This window comes from Roseateles sp. P5_E8, assembly GCF_054177665.1.
Genome location: NZ_JBGCUM010000010.1, coordinates 127,506 through 140,997 on the forward strand (window position 1 = coordinate 127,506; position 13,492 = coordinate 140,997).

10 protein-coding genes are annotated in these 13,492 nt (G+C 70.2%); 2 read left to right on the forward strand and 8 right to left on the reverse strand.

The genetic code is table 11. The annotated features are described in order from the left end of the window. Window positions 1-73: 73 nt before the first annotated feature. Entirely contained in the window at window positions 74-970 is an 897-nt protein-coding gene (locus ACXRVZ_RS08695; protein WP_457424383.1) for a YihY/virulence factor BrkB family protein, read from the forward strand. Here ACXRVZ_RS08695 and ACXRVZ_RS08700 read toward each other — a convergent pair. After that, on the reverse strand, window positions 941-1,492 hold the full coding sequence (locus ACXRVZ_RS08700; protein WP_457424305.1) for a DNA-3-methyladenine glycosylase: 552 nt from the start codon (window positions 1,490-1,492) through the stop codon (window positions 941-943). The genes ACXRVZ_RS08695 and ACXRVZ_RS08700 overlap by 30 nt on opposite strands. 125 nt (window positions 1,493-1,617) lie before the next feature. Between ACXRVZ_RS08700 and ACXRVZ_RS08705 the strand changes: the two genes are divergently transcribed. After that, on the forward strand, window positions 1,618-7,323 hold the full coding sequence (locus ACXRVZ_RS08705) for an alpha-2-macroglobulin family protein (RefSeq protein ID WP_457424303.1): 5,706 nt from the start codon (window positions 1,618-1,620) through the stop codon (window positions 7,321-7,323). A 12-nt stretch (window positions 7,324-7,335) separates the two neighbouring features. Here the strand turns inward: ACXRVZ_RS08705 and ACXRVZ_RS08710 are convergent, their stop codons facing one another. The 7 genes from ACXRVZ_RS08710 to ACXRVZ_RS08740 all read right to left on the reverse strand — a co-directional run bounded on the left by ACXRVZ_RS08710 (window position 7,336) and on the right by ACXRVZ_RS08740 (window position 13,173). Beyond that, a complete protein-coding gene (locus tag ACXRVZ_RS08710) occupies window positions 7,336-8,124 on the reverse strand; it encodes an ATP-binding cassette domain-containing protein (RefSeq protein WP_457424301.1) in 789 nt (262 codons plus the stop codon). 146 nt (window positions 8,125-8,270) lie between these two features. Further along, window positions 8,271-9,035, reverse strand: coding sequence for an aliphatic sulfonate ABC transporter permease SsuC (gene ssuC / locus ACXRVZ_RS08715; RefSeq protein ID WP_458232296.1), 765 nt, complete (start codon window positions 9,033-9,035; stop codon window positions 8,271-8,273). Between the two features lie 2 nt (window positions 9,036-9,037). Then, entirely contained in the window at window positions 9,038-10,210 is a 1,173-nt protein-coding gene (ssuD, locus tag ACXRVZ_RS08720) for an FMNH2-dependent alkanesulfonate monooxygenase (protein WP_457424297.1), read from the reverse strand. A 1-nt stretch (window position 10,211) separates the two neighbouring features. Continuing rightward, entirely contained in the window at window positions 10,212-11,165 is a 954-nt protein-coding gene (locus tag ACXRVZ_RS08725) for an aliphatic sulfonate ABC transporter substrate-binding protein (protein ID WP_457424295.1), read from the reverse strand. After that, on the reverse strand, window positions 11,162-12,136 hold the full coding sequence (locus tag ACXRVZ_RS08730) for a sulfonate ABC transporter substrate-binding protein (protein ID WP_457424293.1): 975 nt from the start codon (window positions 12,134-12,136) through the stop codon (window positions 11,162-11,164). Before ACXRVZ_RS08730 ends, ACXRVZ_RS08725 begins: the two co-directional genes overlap by 4 nt. A gap of 126 nt (window positions 12,137-12,262) precedes the next feature. Further along, entirely contained in the window at window positions 12,263-12,823 is a 561-nt protein-coding gene (gene ssuE, locus ACXRVZ_RS08735; protein WP_457424291.1) for an NADPH-dependent FMN reductase, read from the reverse strand. A 110-nt stretch (window positions 12,824-12,933) separates the two neighbouring features. Then, entirely contained in the window at window positions 12,934-13,173 is a 240-nt protein-coding gene (locus ACXRVZ_RS08740) for a hypothetical protein (protein WP_458232297.1), read from the reverse strand. Window positions 13,174-13,492 lie beyond the last annotated feature (319 nt).

Genomic DNA, 13,492 nt, shown 5'->3' on the forward strand with positions numbered 1-13,492 from the left:
ACACAGTCAGGCTTTGAATGAATCCCCTGCAGCGGGCGCCAAGGGCGCGCTGGACGAGGCGTCGCGCTGGTCCATGGCGACCTGGTGGGGGCTGATCAAGGCGTCGCTGGTGGCCTGGCTCGATGACTACGCCCCCAGCATGGGCGCGGCGCTGTCGTACTACACCGTGTTCTCGCTCGCGCCGCTGATCGTCATCGTCGTTTCGCTGGCCGGGCTGGTGTTCGGCACCGAGGCGGTTCGCGGCGAGGTGTTCGGGCAGATCGCCGGGCTGATGGGGCCTGAAGCGGCCAAGGGCATCCAGGACATGCTGGCCAGCGTCAGCAAGCCCAGCACCGGTGCCATCGGTGCCGCCATCGGCGTGGTCGTGCTGCTGGTGGGCGCCACCACGGTGTTCGGCGAATTGCAGGACGCACTGGACCGCATCTGGCGCGCACCGGTGCGGCAGAAAACCAGCGGCCTGTGGACGCTGGTGCGCACCCGGCTGCTGTCCTTCGGCATGATCCTCGGCGTGGCCTTCCTGCTGATGGTGTCCCTCGTCGCGAGCGCTGCGATCGCGGCCCTGGGCAAATGGTGGAGCGGCTGGTTCGAGGGCTGGGAGATCGTCGCCCAGGTCGTCAACGTGCTGCTGGGCTTTGCGCTCACGACGGCGGTGTTTGCGCTCATCTACAAGGTCATGCCGCGCGTCAAGGTGGGGTGGGGCGACGTGTGGGTGGGCGCTGCCGTCACGGCGCTGCTGTTCACGGTGGGCCGCTTCCTCATCGGCCTGTACATCGGCAAGACCGGCGTGGCCAGCGGCTTCGGCGCGGCCGGCTCGGTGGCGGTGGTGTTCGTGTGGGTCTACTACTCGGCGCAGATCTTCCTGGTGGGAGCTGAGTTCACGTGGGTCTACGCGCAGCGGCTGGGCTCCCGGCGCGGCATGCCGCATGTGGAGCGCCGTGCTTCAGTCGAACCGCCTGCTCAGGAACGGTGACTCGGCGACGCCGAAACGCCAAGGCAGCTCGGCCGCCTTGGTGATACCGATGCGCAGGCCACTGGCGACCTTGACGGCGCCGGTCGGCGCCAGCAACTCGAACGGTGATTCGTCCAACGCCAGGCCGTCCAAGGCCTTGTTGATGCCGAGTGCCTGGCCCACCCGCCCAGGCCCCGAGGCCAGCAGGCGCGGCTGCGCGGTCCGGCGCCGCTCGCGCATCACGTCCAGTCCCTGCGTGGGCTCCAGCGCGCGGATCAAAACCGCAGCGCCCTGGCCTGCTTCACGGCAGACGACGTTCAGGCACCAGTGCAGGCCATAGCTCAGGTAGACGTAGGCGTGGCCGGGTGGGCCGAAGATCGCACCGTTGCGCGCCGTCTGTCCTTTGAAACCATGCGATGCCGGGTCGCCCACGTCGTAGGCCTCGGTCTCGACGATGACGCCGCCAACGCCCTCGACGAGCAGCGTCCAGCCCAGCAGCTGTTGGGCGAGGGCAACCGGGCTTTCCTCGAAATTCAGTGGCATGTGCAAGCGACGATGAGAGCGCTTGCGATTGTCGTGGTCGTCGGCGCCCGGCGGCGCCGTTGGCCGTGCTGGCGCCGAGCGTTCAGCGGCCAAAATAGCCCGACAAGAATCCCAGGGAGACTCGCTTGCCTCACGCACCCAGCGCACTGTTTCGCCTCGCCCGGACGATTGCCGTCTGCGTGCTGTCTGCGGCATCCGCGTTCGTCAACGCGACCGAGCCCACCGCGCGGGTGCTCACCTTCAGCCCGCAGGGGTCGGTGCCGGCGGCGCAACAGGTCAGGGCGACGTTCAGCGAGCCCATGCTGCCGCTGGGCAAGCTGTCTACGCCGGGGCCGTTTGAGGTGGACTGCGCGCTGGCGGGCGACGCGCACTGGGTGGATGACCGCACCTGGGTGATGGATCTCAAGGACCAGGCGCTGTCCGGCCAGGCCTGCGAGTTCCGCCTCAAGCCCGCGCTGAAGTCGCTGGCCGGCCGTGCGGTCGGCGGGACGCAGGCGTTCCGCTTCAAGCTGCCGGTCTTGACCGAGGAGATGCGGCGGACGGTCCGCAGTGTCTACCCCGGGCGCGGCTCGCGCTGGGTCGCGGAGGACCAGGCCTTCCTGCTGACCTACTCCAGCCCGCTGGGTAACGCGCAGCCCGACCTGCGCTGCGAGGCGCCTGGCCACGCCGAGGCGCCGGCCGTGCACCTGCCGGCGGCGATGCGCGACGAGTTGATCAAGCAGGTCATCTGGTTGCGCGGCACGGAGGACCGCACCGAGGCGGTTCGATGCCCGTTCGCTTTCGCGCCGGAGAGCGCGGTCACGCTGCGGCTGGTGCGGCCGGGCCTGAAGGCGGACGTGATGAACTTCCAGGTCCGACCATTGCCAGCCATGACGGTGAATTGCCGGCGGCTCGTGCCGGACGGCGACTGCGTCGCCAACTTCCCCGTCATCCTCTCCTTCAACGCGGCCTTGCCGGAGCCCGTGCTGGCCGCGATCCGCCTGGAAGGCGCGCGAGGCCCGTTGGCGGGCAGCGTCAACGTTCATGGCAACAACCTGCTTTCCGCCGCCAGCAGTGCTGTGAGCTTCGCTGGGGAACTGGAGCCGCAGACCGAGTACCGCATCCGCTGGCCGGAGCAGGCGCTGGTGGACGTCTCCGGTCGACCGCTGTCGCGGGACAGGCTGCCTGCCAGCGTCAGGACGGCGCCCGCGCCAGCGCTGGCCTACTTCCCGATGCCGTCGCTGGCCATCCGGCCGCTGCAGGCTGACAACTCCGTCCCGGTCTTCCTGCACGGGGCGGCAGACGGCGTCACGGTGCGCGAGAAGTTCCTGGCCGACGGTGGCAGCGAGCAGCTCAGCGACCAGGACTTGCTGCGCTGGATGGGCATGCCCGTGCCCGGTGGCGCTGCCGGCACCAGCCATTTCTTCTGGTGGTCGGGCTCGGGCGGCGCCGTCTGGCGGACTCGCGACAAGTCGGACAAGCCGTTGCTGCCGGCCGACGCCGCAGCGCTGCCGCTGGAAATCCTGGTCCCCGGCACGGCGCCGGCTTCGCGCCGCAGTCAGGTGTTGCTGCGGGGCGCGGGGCTGCATCTGCTCGAACTGCAGGCCTTCGCCGGCCAGGGCGCCGCTGGCCCCGTCCATGACAGCGTGGCCGTGCTGCTGACGCGGCTGGCCGTGCACCTGAAGGTCGCGGCGGAAGACAGCGCGGTCTGGGTGACGGCGCTGGACGGTGGCGCGCCGGTGGCCGGCGTGGCGCTCAAGGTCTACGACTGCGCCGGGCGCCTCGCCTGGCAGGGCGTGAGCGGCAAGGACGGTCTGGCCGGCATCGACCGCCGGTCGCTCGGCAGTTGCAGCGAGTCGCCCGACGCCGGAACGACGGTCGTCGCGCGCTACACCTGGCCCGACGGGGAACGCGACCTGTCGGTCGCGAACAGCCACTGGGAGAGCGTCCTGGATGTCGGCAGCCAGGGTGTTCGTTGGGGCTGGGGTGCAGCGGAAATCCGGGCGCACACGGTGCTGGACCGGAGCCTCTTCAAGCCCGGCGAGACCGTGGCCATGCGGCATGTGGTCCGCGCTGAAAACGACGTCGGGCTGGCCCCGCCCGACGCGAACGAGCTGCCGGCCACGGCGGAGATCCGCCATGCCGGGTCCGGCAAGGCATGGACCGTGCCGGTGACCTGGGCCCTGCCGGGCGACGGCGGCTCCAGCTTCCAGCTGCCCAAGGACGCGCCGCTGGGCCGCTATTCGGTGAAGCTGCAGGTCGGCCGCGACGGCGCGCGCTCCTACTCGACGCCGTTCGCCGTCGAAGCCTTCCGCCTGCCCGCCATGCTGGGTGCCATCGAGGCCCCGGGCGCCAGCTTGCTGCCAGGCACGGCGCCGACGCTCAGGCTGGCCCTGCACTATGCCGACGGCGGCGCCGCGCAGCGCTGGCCCGTCACGCTGCGCGTCCACGCCAAAGCGACCGGCTACCGGCGGCCGGCGGCGTTGGCCGGCTATCCGAGCCGCAAGGTCTTTGCCGATGCCTCTCGCGACCAGGCGGAGGACGAAGACTTCGAGAAGCTGCTGCTGGACGCGCAGCCGCTCGAGCTTGACGTTCAGGGCCGCGCGCAGCTGACGCTGCCGGCGCTGCCCGTGCGCGCGCAGCCCTACCTGCTGCACGCCGAGCTGAGCTATGCAGACCCGAACGGCGAGGTGCAGACCTTGTCGCAGGACTTCGACGTTCAACCCAGCCGCTGGACGGCGGGCGTGCGCACGCTGGGCGGCGCCGGGGCCGGGCGGCGCGTGATGGTGCAGAGCCTGCTGGTGGACGGGTCGGGCGCAAGGCAGGCGGCACAGCCCGTGCGCATCAGCGCCCGGCGAGGCGTGGGCTACGGCAGCGCCGAGGTCGAGGACCTGGGCGAGGTCTGCACCGGCATGACCGATGCCAACGGCCTGCTCGCCTGCAACTTCGTGCTTGCCAAGGCCGGCCACTACCAGTTCGAGGTCACCGCGCGAGACCCCGACGGCCGGGTGGCCGTGGCGTACGGGCAGGCCTTTGCCGGTGATCGGGCCGGCCCAGCCCAGCCGCTGTTCCTGACTGCCGACAAGCCGCTGTACCGCGAGGGCGAGACGGCAAAGATCGCGATTTCCGGCCCCTTCCCGCGCGCCCGCGCGTGGCTGACGCTCGAGCGCCAGGGCATCCTGGAGTCGCGGGTCGTCATGCTGGACGCGGCGCAGACATCCCTGCGCCTGCCCATCCGCCGCGAGTGGGCGGGCAATGTGGCGGTGTCGCTGCTGGCGCTGGATGCCGGCGCGGGCGCCTCGCCTGGGGCGGTGGCGGCCGGCATCACCGAGCTGACGGTGTCCACCGAAGCCCGCGCGCTGCGCGTGAGCCTCACGCCCGACCGGCGGCGTTATCAGCCCGGCGAGCGCGCCAGCGTGCGGGTCCGCGTCACGACGCCGGACGGCCGGCCGCTGCCCGCGCCGAGTCGGCTCAGCTTCTTCGCCGTGGACGAGGCGCTGCTGAGCCTGAAGGACAACCCGAGCTGGCAACTGCTGGCCCACATGCGCCCCCCGCGCGTGCACGGTGTGCATACCACCAGCGGCCAGGTCATGAACCCGGCGCTGGACGCGGCGGGCCTGCTGAATCCGGCGCTGGCTGCGCTGATGGAGCACATCAGGAAGGCGAACGAAACCGGGACTCTTGCATCCTCGATGGCCCGCAAGGTGATGGCGTCGGCGATGCAGAGGGTGGAGGCATCCGACATCGGTCAGTTCCCCGATTCGGTCGTCGTGACGGGGAGCAAGGTGATCGAGCGCGACGACGCGGCGCCGCCTCCGCCACGCACGCTGCTGGACTCGCTGCTGTACTGGCAGGCCGACGTGCCGCTGGATGACCGGGGCCGTGCCGTCGTGAGCTTCCCGATCAAGGACTCGCTGAGCCGCTTCCGCCTGGTGGCCGTCGTCAGCGCCGGTGCCGAGGACTTCGGCACGGGCATCGCGACGCTGGACGTGGGCAAGGACTTGCAGATCACCGCCGGCCTGCCGCCGCAGGTGCGCGAGGGCGACCGGTTCACGGCCCTGGTGACGGTGCGCAACACGTCCGGCAACGCCATCACGCTGGACGCCACCGCCCGCCTGGCCGACCAGGCCGAGCTGCCGGCCCAGGCCCTGCGCCTGGCCGCGGGCGAATCGCGTCAGCTCAGTTGGGAGGTTGGCGTGCCCACAGGTGCCAAGGCCTTGAGCTGGACCTTTGCGGCGAAGGAACGCGGCGGCCCGGGCCGGCAGGACGTGCTGGCGGCCACGCAGCAGGTCGAGCCCGCCGTGCCCGTGACCGTGCAGGCCGCCACGCTGGCGCAGGTCACCGGCAGCTTCGATGTGCCCGCCTTCGGCTTCGACAGCGCCGGGGCCAGCGGCGCCCGCGTTGCCGTGCAGCTGCTGCCCTCGCTGGCCGGCAACCTGGGCGGCGTGCAAGCCTGGCTTGCCGCCTACCCCTACCGCTGCCTGGAGCAGACCGCCTCACGCGCCATCGGCATGCACGACCGCGCGGCCTGGGACGCGGCCATGGCCGAGCTGCCGCGCTACCTGGACGACGACGGCCTGGCCAACTACTTCCCGCGCACGCCGTCGCAGCCCCGGCAGGGCAGCGACACGCAGACGAGCTATCTGCTGGACGTGGCCAGCACGTCGGGCTGGCCCATTCCCGACGCCGAGCGCAGCCGCATGCTGGCCGCGCTGGAGCGCTTCGTGGCGGGCAGCCTGAAGCGCTCGTTCTGGTCACCCCGGGATGACGGCCTGGCGCGCAAGCTGGCCGCCATGGCCACGCTGGCCCGCCACGGCCGGCTCAAGGCCGCGCAGTTGGCCGCCATCCGTGTCGACCCCGACGAGTGGACTACCGCGATGCTGACCGACTGGCTGACCATCCTGCGCAAGACCGGCTTCCCGCCCGGTACGCAGGCCACACAAGCCATGACCGAGAACGCGTTGCGCGCCCGCCTCAGCTACCAGGGCCGACGCATCGCCTTCTCCACCGAGCACCGCGACTATTGGTGGTGGTTGATGAGCAACGGCGACGTGGACGCCGCGCGCCTTCTGCTGGCCGTGGCCGACCTGCCCGGCTGGAAGGCCGACCTGCCGCGCCTGCTGACGGGGCTGCTCGCCCGCCAGCAGAAGCACGGCGCCTGGGCCACCACCAACGCCAACGCCTGGGGCACGCTGGCCGTGGATGCCTTCGCCAGACTGATGGAGCCCGTGCCCGTGGCTGGTGAGACGCACATCACGCTGGGCAAGCGCGAGCAGACCGTGAACTGGGGCAGCGCCGGCAGCCGGACCTTCGACGCCGGTCTGGACGAGGCTGGCGACGCGCTGCGCATCCGGCACACGGGTGGGGGCGCGCCCTGGGCGTCGGTGGAAGTGCGTGCCGCCGTGCCGTTGACGGCGCCGCGCTTCGCCGGTTACAGCGTGAGCCGCAGCATCATGCCCGTTCAGCAAAAGACGCCGGGGCAATGGCATGTGGGCGACATCCTGCGCGTGCGCCTGAGCGTCCGCGCCCAGGCCGACATGACCTGGGTGGTGGTGAACGACCCGGTGCCCGCCGGTGCCAGCCTGCTCGGCACCGGCCTGGGCCGCGACTCCGCCGCAGCCCAGGCCGGCGAGCAGCGCTCGGGCAACGCCTGGCCGCTCTACCAGGCCCGCGACTTCACGTCCTTCAAGTCCTTCTACCGCCGGGTGCCGCGTGGCGACTTCACGCTGGAGTACACGATCCGCCTCAACAACCCGGGCCAGTTCGTGCTGCCGCCTACGCGCGTGGAGGCGATGTACGCGCCCGAGGTGTTTGGCGAGACGCCGAACGCGGTGTTCGCCATCGAGCCCTGAGGTCGCTGGGCCTCAGGCCGTGACCGGGTGGCCAATGATGTGGCGCAACACCCGGTCTTCCAGCTCCGCAAACCCGGGCGCCGCACGCGAGCGTGAGCGGGGCAGCGTCACAGTCGCGTCCAGCGCGATGCCGCCGCGGTCGATGAGCAGCACGCGGTCGGCCAGAGCCACGGCCTCGGCCACGTCGTGAGTGACCAGCAGCGCCGTGAAGCCATGGCGCTGCCACAGTTGCTCGATGAGGCGGTGCATCTCCAGGCGCGTCAGTGCATCCAGCGCACCCAGCGGCTCGTCCAGCAGCAGCAGGCGCGGGCGGTGCACGAGGGCACGGGCGAGGGCGACGCGCTGGCGCTGGCCACCGGAGAGCGTCGCGGGCCACTCGTCGCCGCGCCCGGCGAGGCCGACCTGGGCCAGCGCTTCCATCGCGCGGGCCTTGGCGTCGCGGCCGGTGAGGCCCAGTGCCACGTTGTCGACGACGCGCTTCCAGGGCAGCAGGCGCGCGTCCTGGAACATCAGCCGGCGCTCGTGATCCGTGCCGGCCTCGACGAGGCCAGCGCTCGGCGCATCCAGCCCGGCGATGAGGCGCAGCAGCGTGCTCTTGCCGCAGCCGCTGCGGCCCACCAGGGCGACGAACTCGCCGGGGGCGACGTTCAGGTCCAGGCCTTGCAGCACATGGCGTGCGCCGAAGGACTTGTCGACGCCACGCAGCGTGAGTGCCAGGCCGTTGGACGCGTCGCGCGCGGGTGCCGGTTCAGGCGCCGGTTCATGGGGCTGCACGGGGGTGTCGAGTTCGGTGAGCCACATGTCAGTTATCCATAGCGCTGCGAGCCGCCCGCAGCTGATGAAACGGGTACGGAAATGCAACCACAGAGGCACAGAGCCACAGACAAGTGCTCGCTCTGCATTTCCTCTGAGGCTCTGTGCCTCTGTGGTTGCCTTTGAATTTCATCTCAGTTCCCTTGGAGGGAATAGCCGCGGTGCCAGGGCAGCCAGGCCTTCTCCAGCCCTCGGGCGACGACGTCGGCCAGCTTGCCGAGCAAGGCGTAGAGCAGGATGCCGACGAGCACGATGTCGGTCTGCAGAAACTCGCGGGCGTTCATCGTCAGGTAGCCGATGCCGGCCTCGGCCGACAGCGTCTCGGCGACGATGAGAAGCACCCACATCAGGCCGAGCGAGAAGCGCAGGCCGACCAGGATGGAGGGCAGGGCGCCGGGCAGGATGACCTGTCTATACAACTGCCAGCCCTTGAGCCCGTAGCTGCGCGCCATCTCTATGAGGTCGCGGTCGACGTTGCGGATGCCGTGGAAGGTGTTCAGGTAGACGGGGAAGAACACGCCCACCGCCACCAGCACCAGCTTGGCCGCTTCGTCGATGCCGAACCACAGGATGACCAGCGGGATCAGCGCCAGCGCGGGGATATTGCGCAGCATCTGCAGAGTCGTGTCGAGCAGGGCTTCGGCGCGGCGCCAGGTGCCCGTGAACAGGCCCAGCACCAGGCCCAGGCCACCGCCTATGGCCAGTGCCGAGAAGGCCCGCGCCGTGCTGACGGCGACGTGATGCGCCAGCTCGCCCGAGCGCAGCAGCTTCCAGAACGCGGCCAGCACCGCGGCCGGCTCCGGCAGGATGCGCACCGACAGCAGGCCGCTGCGCGAGGCGATCTCCCAGGCGACAAGGATGGCCGCGGGCAGCAGCCAAGGGGTCAGGCGGCGCAACATGGTCAGGACGCGGATACGGCTTTGGGCACGTAGCTGTTCGCCACGACCTCGCCGAACGGGCCGGTCAGCGCGGGTTGCTTGAGCTTCTCGCGCACGTCCAGCGGCAGCAACGGGAACACCAGTTCGGCAAAGCGATGCGCCTCGTCCAGGTGCGGGTAGCCGCTCAGGATGAAGTACTCCAGGCCGATATTCGAATACTCCTTGATGCGGTCCGCCACCTGCTGCGGGCTGCCGACGAGCGCCGTACCGGCGCCACCGCGCACCAGGCCCACGCCGGCCCACAGGTTGGGCGAAATCTCCAGGCCGGCGCGCACGTTGTTCTTGTCGAACTGGCCGCCATGCAGCTCGGCCATGCGGCGCTGACCGACCGAGTCCATGGTTTTGAAGCGCGCCTGGGCGGCCGTCACGGTGGCTTCGTCCAGCTCGGACAGCAGCTCGGTGGCGGCGCGCCAGGCTTCGTCTTCGGTCTCGCGCACGATGACGTGCAGGCGGATGCCGTAGCTCAGCTGGCGGCCTCGTGCCGCGGCGCGCTCGCGCACGTCTTGCAGCTTCTTCTCGACGTCGGCCGGCGGTTCGCCCCAGGTCAGGTAGGTGTCGACCTGCTCGGCGGCCAGGTCGTGCGCGGGGCCGGACGAGCCGCCGAAGAACACCGGCGGGTAGGGCTTGTTGACGGGCGGGTAGAGCACCTTGCCGCCCTTGACGCTGAGGTGGTCGCCGTCATAGTCCAGCGGCTCGCCGGTGTGCGAGCGGGTCAGCAGGTCGCGCCAGATGCGGATGAACTCGGCGGACTGCTCATAGCGCTCGGCGTGGCCCAGGAACTGGCCGTCGCCGGACAGCTCTTCGGGGTCACCGCCGGTGACGAGGTTGACGAGCAGGCGGCCGCCCGAGAGACGGTCCAGCGTGGCGGCCATGCGGGCGCTCTGCGACGGCGCCACGAGGCCGGGGCGCAGCGCGACGAGGAACTTCAGGTTGCGAGTCGCGTCGATGAGGCTGGCGGCGACGACCCAGGAGTCTTCGCAGCTGCGGCCGGTGGGCAGCAGCACGCCTTCGTAGCCGAGGCTGTCGGCGGCGATGGCGATCTGCTTGAAGTAGGCAAAGTCGTTCACGCGGGCACCGCGCGAGCTGCCGAGGTAGCGGCTGTCGCCGTGGGTGGGGATGAACCAGAAGATCTTCATGTCATGCCTTGATGGGAGTGGCGATGGCGTCGGCCACGCGGATGCTTCGAGGAATGAGGTTGAGCTCGGCGAACGAGTCGGCCACCAGCTGCTGCTCCTTGACGATCTCGGCCGTCAGCGGCCCCACGGGCGCGGCGCCACGGCGCTCGACCATCTTGTAGACCGTGGCCAGCGGCAGGCCGGCGAAGTCGGCATAGCGCTGCACGGCGTCGCGGCGGTCGGCATGGGCGCGCGTGTCGGTGTCGGTCAGGGCCTGGAACAGCGTCTTCACCAGCGCGGTGTCGCGGCTCAGCGAGCGGGAGGCGAGATAGAAGGTGTTGTTGCTCGTCAGACCGCGGCTGGTGGCCAACGCGCGCAGCTCGCCGGTGACCTCGGCGGCGGCGTAGTACGGATCCCACACGGCCCAGGCGTCGACGGAGCCGCGCTCGAAGGCGGCACGCGCATCGGCCGGCGGCAGGTAGACGGCCTGGATGTCGCTCCAGGCCAGGCGGGCGCGCTTGAGCGCCTGCACGGTCAGGAAGTGGGCGCTGCTGCCCTTCTGCAACGCGACGCGGCGGCCCTTCAGCTCGGCCAGCGTCTTCAGCGGCGAGTCGGGCTTGACGAGCACGGCCGAGCTGTCGGGCTTGGGTGGCTCAGCGCCGACGTAGACGACGTCCTTGCCCGCTGCCTGCGCGAACACGGGCGGCGCGTCTCCGGTGGCGCCGAACTCCACGCTGCCCAGGGCCAGCGCCTCCAGCAGCTGCGGGCCGGCGGGGAACTCGGTCCACTGGATCTTGGTGCCCGGCAGGCGTTGTTCCAGCAGGCCGTAGCTCTTCAGCAGTGCCAGGTTGAAGGAGCCCTTCTGGAAGCCGATGCGCAGCTGCTGGGGCTGTCCCGGGGCCTGCGCGCGAGTCCACACGGAGGCCGTCGTCGCGAGGATGGCGACGGCTGCGCGCCGTGTCGTCTGTATGGTCACTTCGCTGCCCCAGCGGTGGCGGCGCCACCTGCGGCCAGCGGCACGGCGTCAGCCACGCGGATGGGGCTGGGAATCAGGCCCAGGCCGTGGAAGGTGTCGGCGATCTTCTGCTGCTCGGCCGCGACGGCGGGCGTCAGCGGCTTCACGCCGAACTGGTAGCGCGTCAGGCTCTTCTCGACGATCTCGGGTGCCAGCCCTTGCAGCGGCGCGATGACGGCTGCGGCGGCCTTGATGTTGCCTTTCAGCGTGACAGCCTGGGCCTGCGTGTCCTCGAACAGCGCCTGGATGACCTTGGGCTGCGACTGCGCGTAGCCGCGCTCTGCCAGGTAGTAAGAGTAGTTGTTGACGAGGCCTTTGCCGTCCTGCAGCAGGCGAGCGCCGCTCTGATGCTCGACGGCGGCGAGGAAGGGGTCCCAGATCACCCAGGCATCCACCGCACCGCGCTCGAAGGCAGCGCGGGCATCCGCCGGCGGCAGGTAGACGGGTTGGATGTCCGTGTACTTCAGTCCGGCCTTCTCCAGCGCCTTGACGAGCAGGTAGTTGACGTTGCTGCCCTTGTTCAGCGCGACCTTCTTGCCCTTGAGCTCGGCCACCGACTTGATGGGCGAGTCCTTGGGCACGACGATGGCTTCGGCCTCCGGCGCGGCCGGGTCGAAGCCGATGTAGACGAACTTGGCGCCGGCGGCCTGCGCAAAGATGGGCGGGGCTTCGCCGACGAAACCAACGTCGACCGCGCCGACGTTCAGGCCTTCCAGCAGCTGCGGGCCGGCGGGGAACTCGACCCACTTCACGGAAACGCCCAGCGTCGCCAGGCGCTTCTCCAGCGAGCCGTTGGATTTCTGAAAGGTCAGCAGGCTGGCGGCCTTCTGGAAACCGATGCGCAACGTGGTGCCCGACTGGGCAGAGGCATTGAAGCTGATGGCGGCAACGAGCAGCGGCGCGGCCAGGCGGAAGAGGGAGCGGAAGTTCATCGATGTTGTCCTGTGCAAAAAGATCCCGGCGCTCGGTCACACCCGATCCGCGCCCGAGCGCCGGGAAGAAGTCGCCGAACCGTTCAGGTGGCGAGGAGACAAGAAAGGGAGGGCTGGCTGGCGGGTTCAGCGCCGACAGCTGAACTCGTCGGCATCGCTGCGCATTTGCAGGGCTGGCGCGATGGGTTCGAGTGCGCGGTCCAGCCGCGCGAGCAGTTCGGGCGCGGGCACATAACCGCCTGATTCGTGGCGTTGCAGCTGGGCGTCGGTGGCGAACACGCCGTCCAGCACATGGCGTGCGCCCAGAGCTGACAGCACGGGCTTGAGCGCGTAGTCCAGCGCCAGCAGATGCGCCGCGCTGCCGCCGGTGGCCAGCGGCAGCACCGTCTTGCCGCGCAGGGCCTCGGGCGGCAGCAGGTCCAGGAAGACCTTCAGCAGGCCCGAGTAGGCCGCCTTGTAGATGGGTGTGCCGACGATGACGAGACTGGCAGAGGCGATGACCTCGACCGCCCGGGCGATGGCCGGCTCCTGGGCATCGGCCAGCAGCAGCGCGCTGGCCGGCAGCTCGCGCACGGCGATGTGCTCGTTGCTCGTGGCCAGGCCTTCCAGCCGCGTGACCGCGAACTGCGTCAGCCAGGCCGAGCGCGAGCGTTCGCTGGGGCTGCCGGAGATGCTGGTGATGTGCATGATGGCCTGGGTGTGTTCAGGCCTTGCACGATAGGGAAGGGCGCTTCTGCGCGGAACGAAGGAAAGCGGGGATGCTTATGCGCGGAGTGATATTGCGCGCAAATGGCGCGTCAGGAGCCCGCGCTGGATTCCGGCGGCGGCTCGCCGGGTTCGAGGTCGTCGATCGTCTTCTTGGCGCCTGGCGGTCGCGCGGGCTCGCCGGTCGGCTGGCCGGCAGGCACGGCATCGGTGGTGCGGGGATGCTGCTCGAGCGATGCGCCTGTGTCGCGGGCGGGCTCAGCAGGGCCAATGCCGGGCTGAAGCTGCGGTGACGGCTGCGTGCTTTCTTCGGGGCGCGGCGTATTGCTCATGATGGGTTTCTTCGGTGTTGAAACCCCGAACTGGCAACCTGCATGCCTGCCCATCGGCGGGCGGTCGAACTCAGCGCCATCGGGCGCTCGCGAGGCGACAAAAAGAAGGCGCAGATCTCAGGCTCGTTCAGAAGGCTTCGACGCACTGGGTCGATGCGGACATCAAGCGCGCTGGCGCGTCGATGCTGTTCCTGAAGTTTGCTGAGGCCTGCGCCCGGAACGAAATTTAGGCCGGCGACCATGGGCGGTGCGTAGGACCGCGACGCACGCGCCGGTCAGACATTTCCAGTCGTCGCCGGGCTTGCTGGCTCACCCCATG